Consider the following 25,376-nt stretch of genomic DNA (forward strand, 5'->3'; position numbering starts at 1 on the left):
GGGGCTTGATCTTTGTCAACGTTGTCGACCGCCCAGCTGACTGTTTCTACCCGGTAAATTCGGTCAGCAATGTATACAGTGTCGCCCTTGCGTGGTGCACCATTGGCGTCTAGACATAGGATTAAATCGCCTTCGGCACGCGTATCGCGAAACTCGATCTTCATAGGGTCTACCTTTTAAGTCTTTAGGAATGGCAATTTTTGGCTTTCAATTTTTGAGAATCCTGATACTAGCTCAATTGTCCATCGCATTACTTGTAGATCGGTCTCATTTGCTGTGTCTAGCATGTGTCTTACTTTGGTATATGCATCATTAAGTTGGCTTATGAACTTGGGCCGTACATCGGGATCTATTTCTTTGAGGATCTCGATGAGTGCAGCAATAATAACCGCTACTCCTGCCCCGAGATAATTGTTCATATTACTTGTCTCCTTCTTGGATTTTTATCTGGACTCCTAGCCCGCGGCCACTTTCGTCCGAAACGAACTGAACCCCGGCTGCCTCCAAGGCTCGCTGGATAGCCTGAAGCGTTGACTGCTTGGCGTCACCACCTTTCTCAATGCGGGTCACGGTATTGGCTGTCACGCCTGCCTCCGCGGCTAGCTCCCGCACTCCCCACCCTAGCCCAGCTCTGGCCATCCTCAGTTGAATTGGCGTCATTGGTTCTGGGTCCTTATGCGCGTTGACAGTGTATCGTTTCGAGTGCACTACTAGGGACAAGGTACAAACGCGACGTTACAGGAGCAACGACAATGCCGAACACCACCGTTCCGGCCGACGGGGAAGCCATGCCCGGCGGCGAGCTGACGCCGGATGAAAAGGTCCGGTTGCGCGAATTGAAGGAAGAATTCTTCGCGCTGATTGGGCGTGCGACAGATGCTGAGAACAAAGCCGACGAGGACCGCTTGAAGCGCGTGCAGTTCGAGCGCTTCGTGGGTGACACTATCCTCGACCTGCTGGACAAGATCTCGGCGGAGTTGCAGCCGCGAATTCACCTTCTCGACCTGGCGGTCGGGGGTGACAGCGTGCCATCGGACGATAGAGGTGCCCTCCGCTGGGCTGTCGATGACGTGGGCGGCGTGGTCGACGACCTCTATCTCGACCTCAAGGGGATTAGCCGCATCGCGCACCGGCGGGTCGAGGCTGAGCTTGGTCGGTGGGTGCCGCTGCGGGATGACGAAGAATTCTCGTTGTGCGGGGCCGACGAGAAAGACTGAAAGGGCAGGATCGGCCGGGCAGCTGCGACGTGCGCGAAGCGGCAAGCCCAGGCGCTCGCGCTGTCCTTGGACGAAGCGGCCGATCTCCTCGAGTGGGCGGAAGGCTTTAGGGACACGCTCGACGAAGTGCGGGCGGAGCGCCGAGCGCATTGTGGTGAGGGCTGATATCCACGTTGTGCGCTCACCTACTAGACTTTCTATGAGCCTCGCTATATGCTCACAGAAAATCTAATAGGTGGCTCATGTCCTACACAATTCACGACGGAATGAAGGTGTCCGGCTTCAGCCGTTCTACGCTCGCTGCGGCGGTCGCGAAGTCATGGATTCCGATGCGCCACATGAATGTCGAGAACGGAAAGAAACGCCCCTTCGATAAGACAGACCTTGTTTGGATCCATGTGGTTGCCGGATTGCGCGCGATCGGCGTCCCCTGGGATGCGCTCCCCCAAATCTTCACGGATTGCGGGCTCTTCTCCGACGGCTGGTGCAAGAGCCTGACCGATCTCTTCCCGAATGAGGCTGCCACCCGAGCCCGGTGGGTGAAGGAGTATCCTTCTGCTACACCCGAGGAACTGGCCCCCGTCCTGTGCGTCAGCCATAGCCTGTGGTCGAGCTTCTTCCGCGTGGTTGAGCGCGTGAACGGTGAGGTTCAGCCAGGCGAGTTGCGGGGGCGCATCATGCCGCTGGCGCTCGTAATCGACTTCCTTCGCTCGGGGGACGGGGGCGTCCTGCTGTTCAATCTCGACGAAATCACCGTGATCGTCGAACAGCGTTTGGCGGAATAGCCGAACATGCTTCGCCGCATCGCCTCTGCAATTCGAGGCGCTGCCCCCAAAGGTGGTTCGGTCCGCCGCTCGCTGGAGGCGGCGGCCGGCGGCCGGCGCTGGGAAGAGACCCCCGGCACGGCCGACGCGGCCCGGATGGCGCACCAGGGTGCAGCCCTGGTCGCTGCGCGCGCCTCGGCGCGGGTGGCGAACGATCCGCATCTTACGCGCGCGGTCGAATCGTTGGTTGGCAACCTCGTCGGCACCGGATTCAAGGCGCGGCCGCAGCACCCCGACGACGACGAGCGAGAACGCCTATCGCGGGAGTGGTCGGTCTGGTCGGACATCGCAGACGCTGATGGCCTGGCGAGCTTCGCGGGGCTTCTGGCCGCGGCGACGCGCGACATCGTGGTGCTCGGCGAGGCGTTGCTGGTGTGGACGACGGACCCCGACAGCGGCGAGCCGCAGCTCCGCCGCCTGCACCCCGAGCAGCTCGACCGCACCCGAAACACCTGGTCGGAAGGCGCCTCCCGCATTTCGCAGGGGGTGGAGTTCGATGGCTATGGCCGGATCGCCGCCTATTGGATTCGTCCCGGCGGGCCGGCCGAACGGATCGGTATGATGGCTCAGCCGTCCGTGAGGGTTCCGCGGTCCGACGTGTTGCATGTGTGCCGCCCTCTGGCTCCCGGTCAGCATCGCGGCCTGTCCTGGCTGGCGCCGGTCCTCCTCTCGTCGCAAGAGCTACACGGCTACTACGACGCCATCCTTGAGCGCGCCCGCCTCGGCGCGGCGCAGCCCGGCGCGATCGCCGTCGATCCGGACTTCCTCGAGGGCGGTGGGAAGACGACGGTCGAGACCTTCGGCGGCGCGGGGACGAAGATGCCGCAGGCGTCGTTTTTCCAGCTGATGCCCGGCGAAAGCATGACCTTCCCCAACGTCCCGGATACGGGAGACGTTGAGCAGTTTGCGACCGCGATGCTGCGCATGCTGGCCGCCGGCATTGGCACGACGTTCGAACAGGTGACCGGCGACTACAGCAAGGTGAACTATTCGTCCGCCCGTGCGGCCGCGCTCGAGTTCCGCCGCTTCGCACGCTCCGTCCAAGAGAGTCTGCTTGTCCATCAGCTGTGCCGTCCCGCCTGGACCCGCTTCATGCGGCACCAGGTGCTGATGGGACGCGTCTCGGCGGCTGCCTATCAGCGCGACCCTGGCGCCTACCACGCGGTACGCTGGCTGCCGCCGCACTGGCCGAGCGTCGACCCGGTGAAGGACGCGCAGGCGGCCGTGCTCGATCTGAACGCCGGCCTCCGCAGCCGTAGCGAGCTGGTCGCTGAGCGTGGCCTCGACGCCGAGGAGCTTGACCGCCAGATCGCGGCCGACGCCGAACGAGCGCGAGCGCTTGGCATCACGCTTGGGGCGACCGGCGCATCCATCGAGGAGAGCCCGGAATGAACGAGGTGATCGAGCGCCGGCGCACGATCGCTTCGCCGACGACAGTTGACCGGGAGAGCCGGGAATTCGAGGCCGTCATCGCGACGGAAGCCACGGTTGGCGGCATCATTCTCCGCCTGGCCGGTCTGGCGATCGCCGACAACGTGCCGCTTCTCCTCGATCATCGGGCGGAGGCCAGCGCCACCGTGGGCCGGATGATCGAGCACCGAGCCGAGAGCGGACAGCTCATCGGCCGCTTCCGCCTGTCGAGTGACCCCACGCTTCTATGGCTCGTCTATCGGTTGGCGGATGGCACGCTTTCAGGCCTCAGCGTCGGCTTTCGCGTCGACGCCTGGGGCGGCAGCGAGGCGGGGTCCCGCGTCGCGACACGAGCAACTTTGTTGGAAGTCAGCATCACGCCGACGCCGGCAGATGCGAACACGAGGGTGAGAACCATGGACCCTACGACCGAGCCGGCCGCCCAGAACGTGCCCGAGACCATCATCAACCGCGCCGAGGCGAACCGAGAAATTCGGGCGCTCGCCACCACGTTCGACCTCGGGCCGGCTTTCTCGGACGAGCTGATCGACCGCGGCGCCAGCGTCGAGGAAGCGCTCGCGGCGGTGCGTCGCTCGCTTCGGGACCAGCCGGCGGCGCCCGTGGCACGGATCACGGCAGTGCACCACATCGACGGGCCCGAGCAGTTCGTCACCCGCGCTGGCGAGGCGGTGTTCGCCCGGGCGAACCCTCGCCATGAGGTTTCGGAAGCGGCGCGGCCGTTCGTCAGCATGACGAACCTCGATCTCGCCCGCCACTGCCTTCAGCTCCGCGGGGAGAGTGCCGCCGGCGCGGCGCACGACGTGATCACGCGCGCGCTGCACACGACGAGCGACTTCCCGCAGATCTTCGGCAACGCCATCGGACGCCAGGCGCGCCGGGCCTATGAACTGGCCCCCGACGCGCTGAAGACGGTGGCGCGGCAGACCACGGCCCGCGACTTCCGCGCGAAGACGTCCATCCAGCTGAGCGAGGCGCCGGTGCTCGAGCGGGTGAACGAGAGCGGCGAGTTCACGCACGGCACGCTCAGCGAGGCCAAAGAGAGCTACAGCATCGCCACCTACGGCAAGATCATCGCTCTCTCGCGCCCGGCGATCGTCAACGACGACCTCGGTGCCTTCGCCGACCTCGCGGCGCGGCTGGGGCAGGGCGCCGCCGAGACCGAAGCGCGGCTGAAGATCGGGCTTCTGGAGGCGAATGCCGGAGGCGGCCCGACGATGGAAGACGGCAATGCGCTCTTCCATGCCAACCATGGGAATCTGGCGGGCAGCGGCGCGACGATCTCCGAAGGCACGCTTTCGGCGGCCCGGCTCGCGATGCGCACCCAGGTCGGCCTGAGTGGGCACCCGGTCAACGTCCGCCCCCGCTACCTCCTGGTGCCGCCGGCGCTGGAGACCACGGCGGAGAAGGAAATCGCGCAGATCCAGCCGAGCGCCAGCTCGGATGTGAACCCCTTCGCGGGGCGCCTCGAGCTGCTGGTCGATGCGCGCCTGTCGAGTGCGACGCGCTGGTACCTGATCGCGGACCCCGCGCAGATCGACGGCCTGGAATATGCCTACCTCGAGGGCGAGGAGGGGCCGCAAACGAGCACGCGGGCCGGCTTCGAGGTGGATGGGGTCGAAATCAAGGTCCGCCTCGACTTTGGCGCGGCCTTCTTGGACTGGCGCGGCTGGTACGCGAATCCCGGGGCTTGATCATGAGTGAAACGATCGAACTGCTCGAGGAGCAGCTTGAGAGGCTCCGGGAAGTCCGCGCGAAGGGCGTGGACTCTTACACTATCAACACGGCGATGGGCTCACGCTCGATGACATTTCGCAGCGACGCCCAGCTGGCCGTGGCTATCCGCGATGTCGAACGGCGCATTTCCGCCCTGAGCCGGCCGCGTCGTCCTTTCCTTCAGCTTCGTGTGGATCGAGGTTTGTCATGAAGAACTATGTGCACCGCGGCGACACCGTTACCCTGCCGGCCCCGGCGGGTGGCGCGACCTCTGGTGACGGCGTTCTCGTCGGCACCGTGTTCGGTGTGGCGGCGTTCGACGCCCCGGAGGGCGAGGAGGTGGAATGCACGCTTGTCGGCATCTTCGAGTTGCCCAAGGCAGCCGGCGCCGTCACCGCCGGCGCAAAGGTCTACTGGAGCACGGCGAACGGCAACGTCACGACGACGGCGTCCGGCAACAGCCTCATCGGCGCCGCGATCGCCGCGCGGCAGAGCGGCGACGCTACGGTGAAGGTGCGATTGAACGGCATCACGATCTAGGCTTCCGGCAGGAGAGCCCGGGCGGTGGTCCCGCCTCAAGCGCGCGCCGGCCTGCCGGATGAGCTTTCCCGGCGCGCGCAGACCATCTGTCAGATGAAGGGAAGTCGCCATGGCGCAGCATCAGGACCGCACCGACGGCCGGGCCTATCCACCCTTCGGCATGACGAGGCAGGAAGCGGCGCGCCACCTGATGGTGTCACCGGCGACCTTTGACAGGTGGGTGAAGGAAGGCGTGATGCCAAAGCCCCGGCGGCGGGGCGGCATTGCGCGATGGGTGCGGCTCGAGATCGAGGAAGCGGCCTTGCGGTTGCCGACCGAAGGCGAGGCAACGGACGAGGACAAGTGGCTCGATCGTATCGGTTTGTGACGCGTGACCGCGACCGGCGAGGGAATATCCGGCTCTACTTCCGGCGCCCCGGCCAGCTGAAAGTGCGCCTGCCAGGCCCCGAAGGGTCCGATGCCTTTCTCAAGGCCTATGGCGATGCGCTGGTGGGACGCTTCCCCGCAAAGCCGGCGTCATTGCCGCGAAAGAACAGCACCAGCTTCGAATGGCTGGTCGACCGCTACCAGGAATCGCCGGCCTGGCTTTCGCTGGATGAGAAGACCCAGGTTGCGCGGCGAGGCATCCTGCGGCGGCTCAATCTCGAATTCTGCGACCTACCATTTGCCGCGATGACGCCACGGATCGTGCGGCGCCTGCGCGATCGGAGCGCGGCGCGGCCGAACAGCGCGAATCACCTGGTGAAGATCCTGCGGGGTCTCTTCCGCTGGGCGCTCGAAGAGGACCTTGTCGCCAGCAATCCGGCCGCCGAGGTGGCGTTGATCCCTGTCGTCACGGATGGCTTCCATTCCTGGACGCTGGAAGAGGTGCGCCAGTACGAAGCCCGCCATCCGGTTGGGACGATGGCGCGCCTGGCCTTCGACCTGATGCTCTACACGGCGGCGCGGCGCTCCGATGCGATTCGCCTGGGGCCGGAGCACGTTCGCGATGGCTGGTTCGTGAAGGTGCAGCACAAGGGGCGGAACCGGAAGCCCGTCCACTGGGAAGTGCCCGTGCTGCCTCCACTGGCGAGGAGCATCGCTGCGACCCGGACCGGGGCCGGTACTTTCGTCGTGTCCGAGCTCGGCACGCCGTTCACGGACAAGTCGTTCGGGATGCGCTTCCGTCGCTGGTGCGATGCGGCCGGCCTGAAGCATTGCAGTGCTCACGGGCTGCGCAAGGCAACGTCGGCCCGCCTCGCCGAGCTGGGATGCACCGAGCACGAAATCGCGGCCGTCACAGGCCACACGAAGCTCGAGCATGTCGCGGTCTATACGCGGGCCGCGAACAAGAGGCTTCTGGCGGCGTCAGCAATGGCGAGGCTGGAAGAGAGCGGGGCGACCCGCAAGGAAGAGACTGTCCCACCCGAAGCTTTGGACGGCGAAGGTGGGACAGCCGAAGTCACTAACCCGAAGTCAGGAAAGGACTTTTCCTATGAAGATGGCTCCCCGGGCCGGATTCGAACCAGCGACCAACCGGTTAACAGCCGGTTGCTCTACCACTGAGCTACCGGGGAATGACGCCGTGGCGTTGCGGCGATATAGCAACGCTCTGGCCGACGTGCAACAGCGGATCGCAGCTTGTGAGTGAGCAACCCTTCATCCTCGTCCTCGGCGGTGCACGCTCGGGCAAGTCTGGCTACGCCGAGCGCCTTGCCCGGGCGGGTGGCCGACCCGTCACCTACCTCGCCACCGCCGGCCCCGCCCGCGATGCCGAAATGGCCGCGAGGATCGCCGCGCACCAGGCCCGCCGCCCGCCCGAGTGGGTGACGCTCGAGGTGACTCACGCGCTCGACGAGGCGATTCGAACCGCGCGCGACATCCTGCTCATCGATTGCCTCACCCTGTGGCTCACCAATCTGATGCTCGACGAGCACGACATCGACGGTGCGACCCAATCAGTCGTCGCCGCCCTCGACGCCCGGCGGGCTCCGGTGATCGCCGTCGCCAACGAGGTGGGCGAGGGCATCGTGCCGGCGACGCCGCTCGGCCGCGCCTTTCGTGATCGGCAGGGTATGTTAAACCAGCGCCTTGCCCGCGCCGCCGACACGGTCGTGAAGATGGTCGCGGGCTATCCGCTTGTCGTGAAGCCCAATCCCCACCCGGAGCCGACCCTATGAGCGAGCGCGTTCCCGTCACCGTCGTCACGGGCTTCCTCGGCGCCGGCAAGACGACGCTGATCAAAGGGTTGATCGAGCAGGCGAAGGGGATGCGCATTGGTCTCATCGTCAACGAGTTCGGCGATCTCGGCTTCGACGGCGAGATGCTCGCCTCCTGCCTCGATCCCGACTGCGCCGACGACGTGGTGGAGCTCACCAACGGCTGCCTCTGCTGCACCGTCGCCGACGACTTCGTGCCGGCGCTCGAGACGTTGCTCGAGCGCGCGGACCGACCGGAGAGGATCGTCATCGAGACGTCGGGGCTCGCCCTGCCGCAGCCCCTCATCGCCGCCTTCGCCTGGCCGAGCGTGAAGCCGCGCGTGACCGTCGACGCGGTGGTGACCCTCGTGGACGTGCCGGCCGTCGCCGCCGGCCGCTTCGCCCACGATCCGGCGGCGGTGGAGGCCGAGCGCCGGGCCGACGACAATCTCGACCATCACAGCCCGCTCGAGGAGCTGTTCGAGGATCAATTGAAGGCCGCCGATCTGGTGGTGCTGTCGAAGGTCGACGGCGTCGCGGCGGAGGATGTGGCGCGGGTGAGGGCGCTCGTCGCGGCGGAGATCCGCGAGGGGGTGGCAATGGTCTCGGGGGCGGCGCCGCAGGTGTTCGGCATCGGCGCGGCGGCGGAGGCCGATCCCGCGGCCCGCGACGGCCACCATAGCCACGACGTCGACCACGAGCACGACGATTTCGACAGCCGCGTGCTGTCCGCCCGCTTCGCCAGCAAGGCCGCGGCAGAGGCGGTGATCGCCGCGCTCGCCGCCGATCCCACCATTTTGCGGGTGAAGGGCAGCGTGGCGCTCGCCGACCGGCCGGCGCCGCTCTTCGTGCAGGCGGTGGGGCCGCGCGTCGAGACCTGGTTCGGCCGACCCGGCATGGTGGCGACGGGTCTCGTCGTGATCGGTACCAGCCCCATGAACGAGGCCGTGCTCGCCCCGCTCGGAGAATTGAAAGCCGCCTGATGCATCTTCTCGCCGCCGAAGCCCAGCGCATCGACGACGACGAGGCCGTTGACCTCGACCTCGCTCCCGCCCCCATCGTCATCCTGTCGGCCGCCGACGGGGAGATCACCGCGTTCGCCCATGCTGCGGGGCGGACGGCGGGGCCGGAGGTGCGGCTTGCGAGCCTCGCCGCGCTGAGCCACCCGATGTCGGTCGACATGCTCGCCGACAAGACGCTGCGCCATGCCGAGGTGATCGCGGTGCGCGTGCTCGGCGGCGAGGGCTATTTCGCCTACGGCATCGAGACGCTGCGGCGGGTGGCCTTCGCCACCGGGGCGCGGCTGATCGTGGTGCCGGGCGAAGCGGATTTCGACGAGGCTCTCGCCGCCCGCGGCACGGCGCCCGTCGAGGTCGCCCGCCGCTTCCACGCCTACTGCCGCGAGGGGGGGCCGGAGAACCGCGACCGGGCGCTCGCGACGCTGCGCGCCCTCGTGACGGACGCGCCGATGCCGCCGACGGCGACGTCGGTTCCCGCGGCCGGCCTCTACGCTCGCGGGCGGATGCTGAAGGACCTCTCCGAGCTCGCCGCGATGATGCCCGACGGCCCCGCCGTCGGCCTCGTCTTCTACCGCTCGCACCTGATGGACGGGCAGGTGGGCGGCATCGACGCCCTCGTCGAGGCGCTCGCCGCCGAAGGCCTCGCCCCGGTGCCGATCTTCGCGGCGAGCCTCAAGGACGAGGTGGCCGACCGCGTCGTGCGGCATCTCCTCGACGAGGCGGGGGCGGGCGTCGTCCTCACGACGATGGCCTTCTCGGCGGGCGGGGCGGGGACGGCGCTCGACGATCGCCGCCGCGTGGTGCTCGAAGCGGTGCAGGCGTCGGCGAGCGTGGAGGTGTGGCGGGAAACGAGTGCCGGCCTCGCGGTGCGCGACCTCGCGATGAGCGTCGTCACGCCGGAGTTCGACGGGCGCGTCCTCTCCCGCGCCTTCGCCTTCAAGACGCGTGGCGAGCGCGACGCCCTGACCGGGGCCTTCCCGGTGGACTTCGTCGCCGAGCCGGGGCGCACGCGCTTCGTCGCCTGCCTCGCCGCCGCGCACGCCACGCTGGTGGCGACGCCGTTCGCCGAGAAGCGGGTCGCCCTCGTTGTCGCCAACTATCCGGGCAAGGACGGGCGGATCGCCAACGGCGTCGGCCTCGACACGCCGGCGGCGACGGCGAACATCATCGCCGCCCTCGGCGCGGCGGGGCTCGACGTCGCAGCGGCGCCGCGCACCTCGGCGGAGCTGATGGCGCACCTTCTCGCCGGCCGCGACGCGCCGCCGGAGCGAGTGTCGATCGCCGACTATCGCGCCTTCTTCGCGGCGCTGCCGGCCGAGGCGCAGCGGGCGGTGCTCGCCGAGTGGGGCGCCTCGGAGGACGATCCCTCCGCGACGGGCGAGGGCTTCATGATCCCGGCCCATCGCTTCGGCAACCTCGTGGTGGCGGTGCAGCCGACGCGGGCCTACGAGCGCGACCCCAAGGCGACCTACCACGACCCCGCGCTGGTGCCGACGCACGCCTATCTCGCCTTCTACCTCTATCTGCGCGAGACGTTCGGCGCCCACGCGGTGGTGCACGTGGGCAAGCACGGCAACATGGAGTGGCTGCCCGGCAAGGGCGTCGCCCTCTCCGAGACGTGCTGGCCGGAGATCGCCTTCGGGCCGACGCCGCACGTCTATCCCTTCATCGTCAACGATCCGGGCGAGGGGACGCAGGCGAAGCGGCGGGCGCAGGGGGTCATCGTCGACCATCTGACTCCGGCGATGACCCGGGCGGAAAGCCACGGCGCCTCGCTGGAGCTCGAGACGCTGATCGACGAATATGCCGGCGCCCGGGCGCTCGACCCTCGCCGCGCCGATCGCCTCGCCGGCGACATCATCGAGATCGCGGAGCGCGGGGGCTTCGCCGCGGACCTCGCGCTCGATCTCGGCGGCGATCGGGATGCGGCGATCGCCGCTCTCGACGCACACATCTGCGATCTCAAGGAGATGCAGATCCGCGACGGTCTGCACATCCTCGGTGAAAGCCCGACGGGGCGGCAGCGGCGCGATCTCGTGCTCGCCATCGCCCGGGCGCCGCGCGGGGCGGGTCCCGGCGACGCCTCGCTGATGCGGGCCATCGCCGCCGACTTCGGGCTCGACTTCGATCCGCTCGACGCCGGCGTCGCCCCCTGGGAGGGGCCTCGCCCGGCCGCCCTCGACCGCCTCGCGAGCCCGTGGCGCACCGCCGCCGACACGGTGGAGCGGGTGGAGGACTTCGCCGCCGCCCTCCTCGACGGCGAGGCGGAGGCGGGCCCGGCGGCGCGCACCGTGCTCGACGCTCTCGCTCCGATCGCCGCCGCGCTCGACGTTTCGGGCGAACGGGAGATCGCCGCCGTTCTCGGCGCGCTCGCCGGGCGCTACACGCTGCCCGGTCCCTCCGGCGCGCCGACCCGCGGCCGGCCGGACATCCTGCCCACGGGCCGCAACTTCTACGCCGTCGACATTCGCGGCATCCCGACCCGCGCCGCCTGGCAGATCGGTACGCTCGCGGCGGAGCGGGTGGTGGAGCGCTACGTGATGGAGGAGGGCGACTGGCCGCGCTCCATCGTCCTCACCTGCTGGGGCACGGCCAACATGCGCACCGGCGGCGACGACATCGCCCAGGCGCTCGCCCTCGTCGGCGCCGAACCCGTGTGGGACGGCGCCCGCCTGACGGGCTTTTCCGTGCGCTCCCTCGGCGATCTCGGCCGCCCGCGGGTCGACGTGACGCTGCGCGTCTCCGGCTTCTTCCGCGACGCCTTTCCCGAGCAGATCGCCCTCTTCGACGCCGCCGCCCGCGCCGTCGCCGCCCTCGACGAGCCGGACGACCAGAACCCCGTCGCAAAGCGCTTCCGCGAGGCGGGTGAGGGGGGCGACATCTCCGTGTTCGGAGCGATGCCGGGGGCCTATGGCGCGGGCCTCCAGGCGCTGATCGACACCGGGGCCTGGGAGGGGCGGACGGATCTCGCCGAGGCGTTCGTCGCCTGGGGCCGCTACGGCTACGGCAAGGGCCGCGCGGGCGAGACGGCGGAGCACGCCTTGCGCACCCGCCTCGCCGGTATCGACGCCGTGGTGCAGGCGCAGGACAATCGCGAGCACGACCTCCTCGACAGCGACGACTACTACCAGTTCGAGGGCGGGCTCGCGGCGGCGGTGGAGGCCGCATCGGGGCGGGCGCCCGTCAGCCTTCACGTCGACACCAGTCGGGCCGAGCGCCCCGTCGCCCGCACGCTGGGCGAGGAGATCGCCCGCGTGGTCCGCGGCCGGGCGGCGAACCCCAAGTGGCTTCAGGGCGTCATGCGCCACGGCTACAAGGGCGCCTTCGAGATCGCCGCGACCGTCGACTATCTCTTCGCCTTCGCGGCCACCACCAACGCGGTGGAGAGCCACCATTTCGACCAGCTCTACGACGCCTATCTCGACGACGAGACGGTGGCCGCCTTCATCGCCGAGGCCAACCGGCCGGCGCTGAGCGAGATCGCCGCCCGATTCGCTGAAGCGATCCGCCGGGGGTTATGGTCACCGAAGAAGAACAGCGTTCACCAGCGCCTCGAGGCGCTGCTAGCCGAGGACATCCGATGAGCGAGTCCGATCTCGACGTCCGCCACGCGGAGAAGATGCGCAAGAAGAAGGAGGCGCGGGACAAGATCCTCGCCACCAAGACCATCGAGAAGGGCCTCCTGATCGTCCACACCGGCAAGGGGAAGGGCAAGTCCACTGCCGCCTTCGGCATGGTGATGCGCGCCGTCGGTCACGGCATGAAGGTCGCCGTGGTGCAGTTCATCAAGGGTCGGATCGAGACGGGCGAGAAGGCGGTGCTCGACCGCTTCGCCGATCAGGTGACGGTGAAGCGCATGGGCGAGGGCTTCACCTGGGAGACCCAGGACCGGCAGCGCGACATCGCCGCCGCCCGGGCCGCCTGGGACGCCGCCAAGGAGATGATCGCCTCCGGCACCTACAAGATGGTGCTCCTCGACGAGCTCAACATCGTGCTGCGCTACGACTATCTGCCGCTCGAGGAGGTGGTCGCCTTCCTCCGGGACGAGAAGCCCGAGGACGTGCACGTGATCGTCACCGGCCGCAACGCCAAGGACGAGCTGATCGAGATCGCCGACCTCGTGACCGAGATGACGATGGTGAAGCACCCGTTCCGCTCCGGCGTGAAGCCGCAGGCCGGGATCGAGTTTTAGGCAATATGCGAGAGGTGAGCACCGAGCGCCGAAGCGCCCGGTGTCGCGATGGTCGAGCCGCTGCGGGCCTCAGCGTGGCGCTGGGATCAGGGGCAGGGAACCGGCTCGCCGTATTGGTTGACGCAGCGCGAGGACGGCGTGGTCGCCGCGCCGAGAACCGCACCGCCGACCGCGCCGACCGCCGCACCCGCGAGCGCGCCGCCCGCATCGGCACCGGCCACCGCGGCGATGGTCGCGCCGGTCGCCGCGCCGAGCGCGCCGCCGACGAGTGCACGGTCCTGCTGGTTGGTCGAGTTGCATGCCGCCAGCGCCGTCACGAGGCTCAACGCCAGAATGATCTTTTTCATGATACACCCCCTTAGCCGGCCCGCAGACATGAGGTCGGCCGACAATTCCTCATCTTGCCAGCCGGCTTAACGGCAGATGAAGGAAAATCCACCTCTCGGCATGGGAAATCGTTTGACCGTCCCCGCGATCATGATTCAGGGCACCGGGTCGGACGTCGGCAAGTCGCTGATCGTCGCCGGTCTTTGCCGGCTGTTCGCCCGGCGTGGCCTGCGGATTCGCCCCTTCAAGCCGCAGAATATGTCGAACAACGCCGCGGCGACGCCGGACGGGGGCGAGATCGGCCGGGCGCAGATGCTGCAGGCGCGCGCCGCGGGGGCGGTGCCGAGCGTTCACATGAACCCTGTGCTTCTGAAGCCACAGTCGGAAACCGGGGCGCAGATCGTGGTGCAGGGCCGCGCCGTCGCGAGCGCGCGGGCGCGCGACTACGGCGCCATGAAGGGACGTCTCCTGCCGCAGGTACTGGAGAGCTTCACGATTCTGGGCCGGGACGCCGATCTCCTGATCGCGGAGGGGGCGGGGAGCCCGGCCGAGATCAATCTTCGCGACGGCGATATCGCCAACATGGGCTTCGCCGTCGCGGCGGGGGTTCCGGCGGTGCTCGTCGCCGATATTGGCCGGGGCGGGGTGATCGCCAACCTCGTCGGCACCCACATGGTGCTCCCCGCCGCCGACCGGGCGATGGTCGCGGGCTTCATCGTCAATCGCTTTCGCGGCGACGTGTCGCTGTTCGACGACGGGGTCGCCGCCATCGAGGCGCGGACCCGTTGGCCCTCGTTCGGCGTGGTGCCGCATTTCGCCGAGGCCGCGGCGCTTCCGGCCGAGGACACGCTGGGCCTCGCCTCGGGTTCCGCCCACGGCGCGCTCAAGGTGGTGATGCCGCGCACCCCGCACATCGCGAATTTCGACGACGCGGACCCGCTGCGCCTCGAGCCGGAGGTCGACTTCGTGCTCGCCGACCTCGCCGACCCGCTGCCGGCCGACGCCGACCTCGTGCTCCTGCCGGGCTCGAAGTCGACCATCGCCGACACGCGGGCGCTGAAGGCGGCGGGGTGGGACATCGACTTGCGGGCGCACCTGCGGCGCGGCGGCCGGATCCTGGGTCTCTGCGGCGGCTACCAGACGCTCGGCCGCACCATTGCCGATCCCGACGGGCTCGAAGGGCCGCCGGGGGAGATGACCGGCCTCGGCCTTCTCGACGTCGAGACGGTGCTGTCGGCGCCGAAGACCACGCGCCAGACCCGCGGCACGTCGCTGCTGGCGGGGGCGGAGGGGGCGCCGGTCGAGGGTTACCGGATCCACATGGGGCGCACCGCCGGGCCGGACTGCGCCCGCCCGGCGGTGCGGCTCGAAGAGGGCGTCGACGGCGCCACGTCGCCCGACGGCCGGGTGTGTGGACTCTATCTCCACGGCCTCTTCGGCTCGGACGCGTTCCGCGCGGCCTTTCTCGGCGGCTTCGGCGTGGCGGCCTCGCTCGCCTACGAGGCGCGGGTCGACGCGGCGCTCGACGGCCTCGCCGATCACCTCGAGGCCTCGCTCGACGTCGAGGCGCTGTGGCGCGTCGCTCAGGCGAGGGCGGCGGCGAGCGCGAGGAGGGCGTAGAGCCCCGCCTCGATCAGCCCCACCTGGCGCGAGAGGGCGAGGCCCGCCCGCACGTCGCTCCGGTCCGGGGCGCGTCCCCCGGCGTTGAGGCGGACCCCGTCGACGAGGCGCCCAGCATAGGTGCGTGGGCCGCCGAGCGAGACGCCGAGCGCGTGGGCGAAGGCCGCCTCGGGCCAGCCGGCGTTGGGCGAAACGTGCCGGTCCGCATCCGCCTTGATGGCGGCGAAGCGGTGGCGCAGCGCGGGTCGCGCGAGGATCACCAAGGCGGCCGTGAGGCGGGCGGGCACGAGGTTCATCAGATCGTCGAGCCGGGCGGCGGCCGCGCCGAAGGCCTCATGGCGGGGCGTGCGATGGCCGATCATGGAATCGGCGGTGTTCACCACCTTGTAGACGACGAGCCCCGGCAGCCCCGCGACCGCGAGCCAGAAGAGCGGCGCGACGACCCCGTCGGAGAGGCTCTCGCTCAGCGTCTCGATGCTGGCGCGGGCGATGCCCGCCTCCTCGAGGCTCGCCGTGTCGCGGCCGACGATCATCGCGACGCGGCGCCGCGCCTCGGCGAGCGTTGGGGCGTCGGCGACGGCGGCGACGTGCTGGTGCAGGCTGCGGTGAGCGATGAGGCTTGAGGCGAGCGCCGCCTCGACGAGGAGGCCGACCGGGCCGGGCAGAAGCGCCAGCGCGCCGGCGACGACGGCGGCGAGAAAACCGAAGCCGAGGGCGAGGGCGGCGATGGCGAGGACGCCCTTCTGCCGCCGCGCCGCTCCCCGGTTGAGCCGCAGGTCGAGCGCGTCGATCGCCTTGCCGAACCAGGTCACCGGGTGGCCGACGCGCTGCCAGAGGGTGGGCGGATCGCCGACGATCGCGTCGATCAGGATGGCGAGGACGACGAGCGCCATCCGTCAGACCCCGAGCGCGGCGCGCGTTGCGAGGAGGCTTTGGGCGAGCCGCGGCAATGCCGCGCCGGGCAGGCCGAAGCGCAGCCGGTCCGGCGCCTCGGTGAAGCGGCGGGTCCAGATGCCCCGCTCGGCGAGGCGATGGTGCCAGGCCGCGGCCTGATCCGTCTCGACGAGGCGGAAGAGGTCGGTGCCGCCGACGACGGCGAGGCCGGCGGCGGCGAGGGCGCCGTCGAGGGCGATGCGCTCCTCGGCGAGACGCCGGCGCATCGCGGCGGCCCATGCCGCGTCGGCGAGGGCGGCGCGGCCGACGGCGAGGGCTGGCCCGCTGACGGCCCAGGGGCCGAGCGCGTCGGCGAGGGTGGCGATGTCGGCGGCATCGCCGATCGCGAAGCCGAGGCGCAGGCCGGCGAGGCCGTAGAACTTGCCGAAGCTCTTGAGGACGAGCGTTCCCGGCCGGCCCGCGGCGGTGGCGGCGGGATCGAGATCGCCGAAGGCCTCGTCGACGATCACCCGCGCCCCCGTCGCCGCGGCGAAGGCGGCGATCTCGGCGGCGGGCGTGCGCCGCCCGTCGGGATTGTTGGGGGTCACCACGACGGCGACGTCGGCGCCCTCGGCTGCGGCGAGATCGGGCACCTCGACCACCTCCGCGCACCGGCGCCAGGTGGCGGCGTGCTCGCCGTAGGTCGGCCCCACGACGGCGACGCGGCGCGCCGAAAAGAGGCGCGGCAGCCACTGGAGGATCGCCTGGGTGCCCGGCGCCGCCGCGATCGCGGCGGAGGCCGGAACCCGATAGGCCTCGCGTGCCGCCGCGAGGCAGCCGGCGAGCATCTCGGACTGCGGCAGCCCGGTCATGGCATCGAGCGGGACGGTCGCGGGATAGGCGTGCGGATTGATACCGGTGGAGAGGTCGAGCACTGCCTTGCCGCCCGCCAGGTGGCGCGCCTCGGCGAGATCGCCGCCGTGGGAGACGCTCACGGGGCGCACCATCGCATTCTGGGGAGAGGCATCGCGTCTCGTCGTCGTTCGGGGCGGGCGACCGGCGGTGGACGACGTCCGCCGCGGGTCTTCGGGGGGCTGCTCGTCGAACCCATAGCAAATCCGCGCCCGATCGCAGAGGGGGGGCGGACGATCGCCGCGATCGGCACCACCCTCGGCCTGCGGCCGGCCGGAACGTTCGGTCGAATAGGTCGGCGGGTGGGGTTTTCCGATCGCCCCGGCGGCGGCTAAATCCTTGGCGCAGGGATCATTCGCCGGTCCCGGCCGACAAGAGGACGAACCATGGAGCTTTCCCTCGCCGGACAGGTCGCGCTCGTCACCGGCGCGTCGAGCGGGCTCGGCGCCCACTTCGCCCGCACCCTTGCCGATGCCGGGGCCGACGTGGTCGTTGCGGCACGCCGCCGCGACCGGCTCGACGAGCTCTGCGCCGAGATCGCCGACGACGGCGGGACCGCCGCGGCCGTCGCGCTCGACGTGACCGATCCCGCCTCCGTCGTCGCCGGCTTCGACGCGGCGACCGAGGCGTTCGGCGTGCCGACCGTCGTCATCAACAACGCCGGCGTCACCACCACCGGCGCGGCGATCGACCTCGACGACGCGGACTGGGCCCGCGTCGTCGACACCAACCTCACGGGCTGCTTCACCGTGGCGCGGGAGGCGGCGCGGCGGATGCGGGCGGCCCAGTCCGGCGGCAGCATCGTCAACATCGCCTCGATCCTCGGCTTTCGCGTCGCCGGAGCGCTCGCCCACTATGCGGCGGCGAAGGCCGGGCTCGTGCAGCTCACCAAGTCGCTGGCGCTCGAATGGGCGCGCTACGGCATCCGCGTCAACGCGCTCGCCCCGGGCTACATCCTCACCGACATCAACCGCGACTTCTTCGCCACCGATGCGGGTGCCGCGATCGTCAAGCGCATCCCTCAGCGGCGCCTCGGCGAGGTGGAGGAGCTCGATGCGCCGCTTCTCCTCCTCGCCAGCAGTGCGTCGAGCTACATGACCGGCAGCGTCATCACCGTCGACGGTGGTCACCTCGTGTCCTCCCTCTGAGGGTGGCAAGAACAAGAAGGAAACTCCATGGACTTCTCTCACAGCCCCAAGGTGGAGGCGATGCGCGCGCGCCTCTCCGCCTTCATGGCCGAGCACGTGGCGCCCGCCGATGCCGCCTGGCACGAGAGCGCCGCCCGCGGCGTCTTTCCCGAAGCGCTCGTGGACGGACTCAAGGAGAAGGCGAAGGCGGAGGGGCTATGGAACCTCTTCCTCCCCGGCCTCAAGGACGACGAGCCCGGAACGCGTCTCACCAACGTCGAATATGCGCCGCTCGCCGAGATTATGGGCCGGCTGCCGTGGGCGCCGGAGGTGTTCAACTGCAACGCCCCCGATACCGGCAACATGGAGATCCTGCACCTCTTCGCGACGCCGGAGCAGCGCGAGCGGTGGCTGATGCCGCTGCTGAACGGGGCGATCCGCTCCGGCGTGTCGATCACCGAGCCGGACGTCGCCTCCTCGGACCCGACGAACCTCGAGACCACCATCGTGCGCGACGGCGACGACTACGTGATCAACGGGCGCAAGTGGTTCACCACCGGCGCGCTGCATCCGAAGTTCGCCTTCACGCTGGTGATGGGCATCTCGAACACCGAGCCGGAGGCGCCGCGCCACGAGCGGCACAGCTTCGTCATCGTGCCGGCGGACGCGCCGGGTCTCACCGTGGTGCGCAATTTGCCGATCATGCAGCACTTCGCCGTGGAGGGGCACTGCGAGGTGCGCTTCGACGACGTGCGGGTGCCCGCCTCGAACATCCTCGGCGAGGCGGGGGCGGGGTTCGCAATCGCCCAGGCGCGGCTCGGGCCGGGGCGCATCCACCACTGCATGCGCACCATCGGCCAGTGCGAGCTGGCGCTGGAGCTGATGTGCGAGCGGGCCCTGTCGCGCTCCACCTTCGGCCGCCCGCTCGCCGACTACGCCAACCTCCAGGACTGGATCGCGATGTCGCGCATCGAGATCGATCAAGCGCGCCTCCTCAACCTCCACGCCGCCTGGACCATGGACACCAAGGGCAACAAGGCGGCCCGCACCGAGGTGTCGGCCATCAAGGTGGCGGCGGCGCAGCTCCAGACGCGGGTGATCGACCGGGCGATGCAGGTGTTCGGCGCCATGGGCCTCACCGACGACACGCCGCTCGCGGGCCTGTGGACCTGGGGCCGAGCGCTGCGCTTCATCGACGGGCCGGACGAGGTGCACCTGCGCGGCATCGCGCGCGCCGAGCTGAAGGCGGCGGGCGCGCGCCGGCAGGGTGGCGGCTGAGCCTCCGGCGCAGCCCGGCGGCGGGCGCATATCGGCTCCTCTCCAAAATGCCGCGGGCGAGAATTGACAGCGTGCCGATGCGGCTCAACCATCGCGCCGACGGCCGCTATTCCGCCTGCCGCCGACATCATGGATGATGGAACATGACGTTCGCTCTCAGCCGCCGCACGCTTCTCGCCTCCACCGCCGCCGTGGCGCTCCCCTCGTGGCTGCGCGTGCCGGCGGCGTTCGCCCAGACCAAGGGGGGCACGCTCGTCGTCGCCGCCGACACCGAGCCGCGAAGCCTCAACCCGGCGATCGTCGCCTCCAACGGCGTCTTCTACGTCGCCTCCAAGGTGGTCGAGCCACTCGCCGAGATGGACTATCAGACGGGCCTGCGCCCGCTGCTCGCGAGGAGCTGGGACGCCTCCGACGACGGCCTCTCCTTCACCATCCACCTGCGCGAGGGGGTGACGTGGCACGACGGCGAGCCCTTCACCGCCGCCGACGTCGCCTTCTCGGCGATGGAGGTCTGGAAGCCGCTGCAAAATCTCGGCCGCGTGGTGTTCAAGGATCTCGAAACCGTCGACACCCCGGACGACCACACCGCGATCCTGCGCTTCGCCGTGCCGACGCCGGGCCAGCTCATCGAGAACGCCCTTCCGGCGCTGACGTCGGTGCTGCCCAAGCACGTCTACGCGGATGGCGACATCGCCGAGAACCCGGCGAACCTCGAACCAATCGGCACGGGCCCCTTCAAGTTCGCCGAGCACAAGCCGGGCGAGTTCTACCGCCTCGTGCGCAACGAAGACTATTGGGAGGAGGGCAAGCCCTATCTCGACGAGATCGTCTACCGCGTGCTGCCCGACGCGAGCGCCAAGTCCGCCGCGATCGAGACGGGGGAGATCGATCTCACCGCCTTCTCCGCCGTGCCGCTGACCGACCTCGCCCGGCTCGAGGCGACCGACGGGGTGACGGTGATCCCGGGCGGCTACGAGGGCATCACCTACGACCTCACGGTGGAGATCAACCACCGCAACCCGATCCTCGCCAACGTGGACGTGCGCAAGGCGATCGCCCACGCCATCGACCGCAACTTCATCGTCGACGTGATCTTCCTCGGCTACGCGCGGGCGGCGACGGGGCTGGTGCCGGCGAGCGCTGAGGCCTTCTATACCGACGACGTCACCCTCTACGACTTCGATCCCGCCGCCGCCGAGGCGCTGCTCGACGAGGCGGGCTATCCGCGGGGGAGCGACGGGACGCGCTTCAGCGTGAGCCTGCGGCCGGCGCCCTGGTTCAACGAGAGCCGCGCCGCCGGCGACTACGTGAAGCAGGCGCTGCAGCGGGTCGGCATCGCCGTGGAGCTCGTGAGCGCCGATCCGGGCGGGCACATCAAGGCGGTCTACACCGATCACGACTTCGATCTCGCGATCGGCACGCCGGTGTGGCGCAACGACCCGGCGATCTCCACCACGGTGCTCTATCAGGGCGGCTTGCCGCCGGGCGTGCCGTTCGCCAACCAGTACGGCTACGACAGCGCCGAGATGAACGAGCTCATCGCCGCGGGGGCGAGCGAGGTGGACCCGGCCGCCCGCGTCGCGATCTATGCCGACATGCAGCGCCTCGCGGCCGACGAGCTACCGCTGTTGCCGCTGGTGGAGTTCACCTTCACCACGGTGGCGCGCGAGCGGGTGCAGAACGTCGCCAACAACCCGCGTTGGGCGACCTCGGGCTGGGCGGACGTCTGGCTCGACGCGTGAGGGGGGCGGCAGAGGCCGCGGCCCGCATCGGCGCTGCTCTCGGACAGCGCGTCGTCGTTCTCCTCATCGTGGCGGTGGCGGTGTTCGCGCTGCTCGAGGTGGCGAAGGGCGACGCGGTGGACGCCTACCTCGCGCAGACCGGGGGCGGCGATGCCGGCTATGCCGAGACGCTGCGGCAGAGCTTCGGCCTCGCCGGCACAGTGCCGGACCGCCTCTTCACCTATCTCGGCCGTCTCGTCCGCCTCGATCTCGGCACGTCGGTGGCGTTCGGGCGACCGGTGACGCAGGTGCTCGCCGAGCGCTTGCCGATCACGCTGATCCTGATGGGAAGCGCCCTGCTGATCACCTCGGTGGTGGGCACGATCCTCGGCATCGTCGCCTCGCGCCGGCCGGGCGGGGTGGTGGACACGCTGGTGATCACGGTGGCGCTGGTGCTCAACGCGACGCCGGGTTTTTTGGTCGCCCTCGTCGGGCTCCTGGTGTTCGCGGTGATGCTGCGGTGGCTGCCGGTCGGGGGGATCGGCACGATCGGGCGCGCCGAGGGGTCGCCGGCACTCGACATGGTGCGCCACCTGGTGTTGCCGGTGAGTACGCTGGCGCTCACCTATCTCGCCCTCTACGTGCGCGTCACGCGGGCGGCGATGATCGAGATGGCGGGGGCCGACATGGTGCGCACGGCGCGGGCCAAGGGGCTCGGCGGCCGCCGTCTTCTGCTGCGGCACGAGCTGCGGCCGGCGCTGATGCCCATCGTCACCCTCATCGGCGTGCAAGGCAGCGCGATGCTCGGCGGCTCGGTGGTGGTGGAGACGGTGTTCGCGGTGCCGGGCTACGGTAGCCTCGCGGCGATGGCGGTCGCCCAGCGCGACACGCTGCTTCTCGCCGGGGTGGTGCTGTCGGGCGCGGTGCTCGTCGTCGCGGTCAACGCCCTGGTCGACATTCTCTACGGGGTGATCGACCCGCGCGTGCGGCTCGCCGGGGCGGCGGGAAGGGGCTGAGATGCGCGTCGCCTCGCTGATCGGAGGGGGCCTCGTATGCCTGGTGGTGCTCGTGGCGGTGTTCGCCTCGCAGATCGCCCCGGGCGATCCGGCGGCGATGGTGGCGCGGCCGATGCTGCCGCTCTTCTCGCCCGGCCACCTCTTCGGCACCGACCAGTTCGGGCGCGACGTGTTGGCGGGGGTGGTGCACGGCGCGCGGATCTCGCTGCTCGTGGGGGTGGCGGCGGCGCTCGCGACGCTCGGCCTCGGCACCGCCGTCGGGCTTGCGGCGGGCTTTCTCGGCGGTTTCGCGGACGCCGTCGCGATGCGCGTCACCGAGGCGTTTCAGACGGTGCCGACCTTCTTGCTGGCGCTCGCCCTCTGCGGCGTGATGGGAGCCTCGCTCACCACCATCGTCGTGGCGATCGCGATCGCGTCGTGGCCGCTGTCGGCACGGCTCGTGCGCGGCGAGGTCCTCCGGTTGCGCACTCTCGAATATGTCGATGCGGCGCGGATGGCGGGGCTACGGCCGCTCTCGATCGCGCTCACCGTGGTGATGCCGGGGGCGCTGGTGCCGGTCGCGGCGTTGTTCGGGGTCACGGTCGGGGAGGCGATCCTGGTGGAGAGCGCGCTGTCGTTCCTCGGCCTCGGCGATCCCAACGTGTTCAGCTGGGGGGCGATGGTCGCCAACGGGCGGACGCTGATGCGGACGGCGCCGGCGGTCGCGCTGCTGCCGGGAATGGCGATCGCGGTGACGGTGCTCGGTATCAGCCTGCTGGGCGATCGATTTGCCACGCGGCAGCGGCCGTCATAGCCGTCTCCGCTGGCAATCGTCTCAAAACGCGGTGTGCGGTGTGGACGGGCGTGGTCCGCGCTGGGCGCGCTCGGGCCTCATGCCGGTGCGCCGGGGTCTGGTCGCGCCGTGGCGCGGCAGGATCAAACGTCGCGCTGGAACGGGCGACTGCTGTGACGGCCACCGAGGCCGTGGGAGCTCGAGGAGGCGACGAGCGAGAGATTGGGGACGTCCGCCTTCTCGCTCCGATCGTCGTCGCGGCGCTGTTCGGCCGGAGGCGCGATCTCGCACGGCTGACGCTCGCAGATGAAAGCGTAGCCGGCGAAGCGCTTGGCGTCGATCACGTCGTAGCCGAGGCGCTGGCGCAGCTTCTTGCGCAGCTTGCTGATGTGACCTTCGATCACCGTCTCGTCGACGTTCTCGTTGAAGAGGCCGTAGATGGCGTTGAAGAGCTGCGTCTTCGTGATCCGCCGGCGCCTGTGTTTGACGAGATATTCCAGGATCTGGCGTTCGCGGCGGGGCAGCTCCAGCGGCTCGCCGTCGACGGTGGGGTCGCGGGAATCGAAGTAGACGGTGAGGCGGCCGAAGTCGGCCTGCTCGCGCGCGTCGTTGGAGCGGCGCCAGATGGCGTGGGCGCGGGCGACGAGTTCGCGCACCGGCGCGGGCTTCTTTACCACATCGTCGACCCCGACGTTGAAGAGAGACAGCGTCTCGTCGAGGCCGCGCTCTTCCTTGAGGGCGATGATGGGGGTCTTGCCGCGCGGGCGGATGAGGGCCGGGATTCCGAGCCGATCCTCCGTCTCGCCGACGATGATGGCTTGGACGGCGTTGATGTCGCTGTCGGACAGCGACTGGAGCCAATCGACGAAGTCGTGACCGGCGAACGTGGTGCACGCGAGACCTTCGCGGTCAAACCCGGACTTGTAGCCGTTGGCGACGACATCTCGAGAATCGATGACGATGTACACGGTGCGTTACCTTTCGATTGTGGCGCGGGCGCTCGGCTCGATCGCAGGCATGGAATGAGCGTTCTCGCCATCTCCTGATCGGATCGAGGGGGCCTGGTCTGTCGAACGAGACGAGCATGGACGGACCTTAATCCAATTGCAACCATATATTGCAACCAGCGGGCGAAAATTCGCCTATTAGATGATTCGTGAGCCATGCAGGGGGTGCGTTGCGTGCCCTCGCATGGAGAATGGACGTGCACAGAGCCGCTGGTGCTGCGCCGATAGGTCCCGTCCCGACGGAAGGTGGTCAGGCCGGCTGGAACACCGACTCGATTTTGCCCTTCAGCGTCTGCGCATTGAAGGGTTTCACGATGTAGTTGTTCACGCCGGCTTTCTTCGCGGCCACGACGTTCTCCGACTTCGCCTCCGCCGTCACCATGATGAAGGGGAGCTCGGCGAGATCGGGATCGGCGCGGACCTGCTTCAGCAGCTCGTATCCCGTCATCGGTTCCATGTTCCAATCGGAGATCACGAGACCGTATTTCTTTTCCTTGAGCTTCTGAAACGCCTCGCCGCCATCGGCCGCATCGTCGACGTCTTCGAAGCCGATCTGCCGAAGCAGGTTCTTGATGATGCGGATCATGGTTTTGTAGTCGTCGACAACCAGAACGGGCATCTTGAGATCGAGAGACATGGAGCGCTCCGCGAGTGAGTAGGATCGGGTATGGCGGTTTTTCTTTCAGCCAGTGTTTTAGTCGAGAGCGCTTGCTTGAGCCTGTCAGTGAGCCTTGCTCCGACCTGAGAACACACGCCGAGCCAGATTGTAAACGCACTTCATGCGTGTATCATGCCGCCGTGTGTAGAGGGGAGCCGACGAACTATGCCCAGACCATACAGGGTCGAGATTGCTGAGGCGAAGCGGCTGGCTGGCGGCTCGCCGATGTCGCATCAGGTGGACCATATTCTGCGCGAGCTCCACACGCTCCGCGGCCAGTCCACCAAGAGCGAGCCCGTGGAGAACGCCATCGCCCTATGGAGCGGCGTCGACGACATCCAGAAGCGCATCGAGGTGACGAAGAACGAGATCGGCGCGCTCTACGCCCACGGCGTGGCGGACGCCGGCAACAGCCGGGCTGCGGACGAATTGCGGGCCGTCGTCACCGGAACCGAGAGCGCCACCGACACCATCCTCGCCGCGGCCGAGACCATCGACAATCTGGTCCAGCCGGCGCTGAGCGGCCCGCCCGGGCCCGGGCGGGAGAAGGCGCAGACCATCGCGGACGCCGTGGTGCAGATCTTCGAGGCCTGCAACTTCCAGGACATCACCGGTCAACGCATCGCCAAGGTGGTGGATTCGCTGCAGTTCATCGAGGAGCGCATCGGCTCGATGGTGGACGTGTGGAAGACGCTGGACCTCACGATGCCGGTGGAGCCGCGCAAGGAGAAGACCGATCGCGACCTCCTCAACGGGCCGGCGCTCGAGAGCGATCACGGGGTGGTCAGCCAGGACGACGTGGACGCGCTGTTCGGCTGACGGAGCGGCGGCGATCTTCCGCACGCCCCGATGGCCGACCGTCGGGGGACACACACGAGCGCATTCAGGACGGGGCGAGGCCCGGTCATCCGCCCGGAATGCGCGATCGGGACGACAGCAGCGGAGGGATCGA

The 25,376-nt window shown here is 69.2% G+C and carries 24 protein-coding genes, 1 tRNA gene and 1 pseudogene; 19 read left to right on the top strand and 7 right to left on the bottom strand.

Going from position 1 to position 25,376, the window contains the following annotated elements:
- Window positions 1-420: 420 nt before the first annotated feature.
- Window positions 421-660 carry a helix-turn-helix domain-containing protein gene (locus tag JCR33_RS01470; RefSeq protein WP_198880226.1) on the bottom strand — a complete coding sequence of 80 codons (240 nt, stop codon included), beginning with the start codon at window positions 658-660 and terminating at the stop codon, window positions 421-423.
- Window positions 661-752: 92 nt separating this feature from the next.
- Here JCR33_RS01470 and JCR33_RS01475 point away from each other — a divergent pair, with 92 nt between their 5' ends.
- The 8 genes and pseudogenes from JCR33_RS01475 to JCR33_RS25610 all read left to right on the top strand — a co-directional run.
- A complete protein-coding gene (locus JCR33_RS01475) occupies window positions 753-1,217 on the top strand; it encodes a hypothetical protein (protein WP_198880227.1) in 465 nt (154 codons plus the stop codon).
- A 242-nt stretch (window positions 1,218-1,459) separates the two neighbouring features.
- The gene (locus JCR33_RS01480; protein ID WP_198880228.1) at window positions 1,460-2,002 is read left to right on the top strand and encodes a hypothetical protein; all 543 of its coding nucleotides are present in this window, start codon (window positions 1,460-1,462) and stop codon (window positions 2,000-2,002) included.
- A 6-nt stretch (window positions 2,003-2,008) separates the two neighbouring features.
- A complete protein-coding gene (locus JCR33_RS01485) occupies window positions 2,009-3,433 on the top strand; it encodes a phage portal protein (RefSeq protein ID WP_198880229.1) in 1,425 nt (474 codons plus the stop codon).
- Complete coding sequence (locus JCR33_RS01490; RefSeq protein ID WP_198880230.1) at window positions 3,430-5,163, top strand: prohead protease/major capsid protein fusion protein; 1,734 nt, start codon at window positions 3,430-3,432, stop codon at window positions 5,161-5,163. The genes JCR33_RS01485 and JCR33_RS01490 overlap by 4 nt, the downstream gene beginning before the upstream one ends.
- A gap of 2 nt (window positions 5,164-5,165) precedes the next feature.
- Window positions 5,166-5,396 carry a phage head-tail joining protein gene (locus JCR33_RS01495; RefSeq protein WP_198880231.1) on the top strand — a complete coding sequence of 77 codons (231 nt, stop codon included), beginning with the start codon at window positions 5,166-5,168 and terminating at the stop codon, window positions 5,394-5,396.
- Window positions 5,393-5,725: a DUF2190 family protein gene (locus JCR33_RS01500; RefSeq protein ID WP_198880232.1), complete on the top strand. Its 333-nt coding sequence runs from the start codon at window positions 5,393-5,395 to the stop codon at window positions 5,723-5,725. Before JCR33_RS01495 ends, JCR33_RS01500 begins: the two co-directional genes overlap by 4 nt.
- 109 nt (window positions 5,726-5,834) lie before the next feature.
- On the top strand, window positions 5,835-6,092 hold the full coding sequence (locus JCR33_RS01505; protein WP_198880233.1) for a helix-turn-helix transcriptional regulator: 258 nt from the start codon (window positions 5,835-5,837) through the stop codon (window positions 6,090-6,092).
- A gap of 560 nt (window positions 6,093-6,652) precedes the next feature.
- Window positions 6,653-6,997 (top strand): annotated as a pseudogene (locus tag JCR33_RS25610) (tyrosine-type recombinase/integrase); the annotation flags it as partial.
- A 209-nt stretch (window positions 6,998-7,206) separates the two neighbouring features.
- On the opposite strand, the gene JCR33_RS01515 reads toward JCR33_RS25610, so the two are convergent.
- Window positions 7,207-7,281: transfer RNA gene (locus JCR33_RS01515), tRNA-Asn, on the bottom strand.
- Between the two features lie 66 nt (window positions 7,282-7,347).
- Here JCR33_RS01515 and cobU point away from each other — a divergent pair.
- Genes cobU through cobO form a run of 4 tightly spaced genes read left to right on the top strand, consistent with a single transcriptional unit; the run spans window position 7,348 to window position 13,113 of the window.
- Window positions 7,348-7,884 (top strand): bifunctional adenosylcobinamide kinase/adenosylcobinamide-phosphate guanylyltransferase, encoded by a 537-nt coding sequence (cobU, locus tag JCR33_RS01520; RefSeq protein ID WP_332461091.1) that lies wholly within the window; start codon window positions 7,348-7,350, stop codon window positions 7,882-7,884.
- Window positions 7,881-8,885, top strand: coding sequence for a cobalamin biosynthesis protein CobW (gene cobW / locus JCR33_RS01525; RefSeq protein WP_198880235.1), 1,005 nt, complete (start codon window positions 7,881-7,883; stop codon window positions 8,883-8,885). Before cobU ends, cobW begins: the two co-directional genes overlap by 4 nt.
- Window positions 8,885-12,505 carry a cobaltochelatase subunit CobN gene (cobN, locus tag JCR33_RS01530; protein ID WP_198880236.1) on the top strand — a complete coding sequence of 1,207 codons (3,621 nt, stop codon included), beginning with the start codon at window positions 8,885-8,887 and terminating at the stop codon, window positions 12,503-12,505. The genes cobW and cobN overlap by 1 nt, the downstream gene beginning before the upstream one ends.
- Window positions 12,502-13,113, top strand: coding sequence for a cob(I)yrinic acid a,c-diamide adenosyltransferase (gene cobO, locus JCR33_RS01535; protein WP_198880237.1), 612 nt, complete (start codon window positions 12,502-12,504; stop codon window positions 13,111-13,113). Before cobN ends, cobO begins: the two co-directional genes overlap by 4 nt.
- A gap of 86 nt (window positions 13,114-13,199) precedes the next feature.
- Here the strand turns inward: cobO and JCR33_RS01540 are convergent, their stop codons facing one another.
- Window positions 13,200-13,460: a lipoprotein gene (locus JCR33_RS01540; protein WP_198880238.1), complete on the bottom strand. Its 261-nt coding sequence runs from the start codon at window positions 13,458-13,460 to the stop codon at window positions 13,200-13,202.
- A gap of 112 nt (window positions 13,461-13,572) precedes the next feature.
- Between JCR33_RS01540 and JCR33_RS01545 the strand changes: the two genes are divergently transcribed.
- Complete coding sequence (locus JCR33_RS01545) at window positions 13,573-15,060, top strand: cobyric acid synthase (protein WP_408628746.1); 1,488 nt, start codon at window positions 13,573-13,575, stop codon at window positions 15,058-15,060.
- Here the strand turns inward: JCR33_RS01545 and cbiB are convergent.
- Both cbiB and cobD read right to left on the bottom strand, forming a co-directional pair.
- Window positions 15,024-15,953 carry an adenosylcobinamide-phosphate synthase CbiB gene (gene cbiB / locus JCR33_RS01550; protein WP_198880240.1) on the bottom strand — a complete coding sequence of 310 codons (930 nt, stop codon included), beginning with the start codon at window positions 15,951-15,953 and terminating at the stop codon, window positions 15,024-15,026. The genes JCR33_RS01545 and cbiB overlap by 37 nt on opposite strands.
- 3 nt (window positions 15,954-15,956) lie before the next feature.
- Entirely contained in the window at window positions 15,957-16,928 is a 972-nt protein-coding gene (cobD, locus tag JCR33_RS01555) for a threonine-phosphate decarboxylase CobD (RefSeq protein ID WP_332461092.1), read from the bottom strand.
- Window positions 16,929-17,231: 303 nt separating this feature from the next.
- Between cobD and JCR33_RS01560 the strand changes: the two genes are divergently transcribed.
- The 5 genes from JCR33_RS01560 to JCR33_RS01580 all read left to right on the top strand — a co-directional run bounded on the left by JCR33_RS01560 (window position 17,232) and on the right by JCR33_RS01580 (window position 22,780).
- Window positions 17,232-17,993: an SDR family NAD(P)-dependent oxidoreductase gene (locus tag JCR33_RS01560; RefSeq protein WP_198880242.1), complete on the top strand. Its 762-nt coding sequence runs from the start codon at window positions 17,232-17,234 to the stop codon at window positions 17,991-17,993.
- Between the two features lie 27 nt (window positions 17,994-18,020).
- Complete coding sequence (locus JCR33_RS01565; protein WP_198880243.1) at window positions 18,021-19,250, top strand: acyl-CoA dehydrogenase family protein; 1,230 nt, start codon at window positions 18,021-18,023, stop codon at window positions 19,248-19,250.
- A gap of 143 nt (window positions 19,251-19,393) precedes the next feature.
- Entirely contained in the window at window positions 19,394-20,992 is a 1,599-nt protein-coding gene (locus JCR33_RS01570; protein WP_198880244.1) for an ABC transporter substrate-binding protein, read from the top strand.
- Complete coding sequence (locus JCR33_RS01575; RefSeq protein WP_332461093.1) at window positions 20,989-21,987, top strand: ABC transporter permease; 999 nt, start codon at window positions 20,989-20,991, stop codon at window positions 21,985-21,987. Before JCR33_RS01570 ends, JCR33_RS01575 begins: the two co-directional genes overlap by 4 nt.
- Before the next feature lies 1 nt (window position 21,988).
- The gene (locus tag JCR33_RS01580) at window positions 21,989-22,780 is read left to right on the top strand and encodes an ABC transporter permease (protein WP_198880245.1); all 792 of its coding nucleotides are present in this window, start codon (window positions 21,989-21,991) and stop codon (window positions 22,778-22,780) included.
- Between the two features lie 122 nt (window positions 22,781-22,902).
- On the opposite strand, the gene JCR33_RS01585 is transcribed toward JCR33_RS01580, so the two are convergent.
- The gene (locus JCR33_RS01585) at window positions 22,903-23,727 is read right to left on the bottom strand and encodes a response regulator transcription factor (RefSeq protein WP_198880246.1); all 825 of its coding nucleotides are present in this window, start codon (window positions 23,725-23,727) and stop codon (window positions 22,903-22,905) included.
- A gap of 289 nt (window positions 23,728-24,016) precedes the next feature.
- Window positions 24,017-24,403: a response regulator gene (locus JCR33_RS01590; protein ID WP_198880247.1), complete on the bottom strand. Its 387-nt coding sequence runs from the start codon at window positions 24,401-24,403 to the stop codon at window positions 24,017-24,019.
- 186 nt (window positions 24,404-24,589) lie between these two features.
- Between JCR33_RS01590 and JCR33_RS01595 the strand changes: the two genes are divergently transcribed.
- Window positions 24,590-25,243 (top strand): protein phosphatase CheZ, encoded by a 654-nt coding sequence (locus tag JCR33_RS01595; protein WP_198880248.1) that lies wholly within the window; start codon window positions 24,590-24,592, stop codon window positions 25,241-25,243.
- Window positions 25,244-25,376 lie beyond the last annotated feature (133 nt).

The sequence above is a fragment of the Acuticoccus mangrovi genome, from assembly GCF_016411865.1.
In the GTDB taxonomy this organism is placed as follows: Bacteria; Pseudomonadota; Alphaproteobacteria; order Rhizobiales; family Amorphaceae; genus Acuticoccus; species Acuticoccus mangrovi.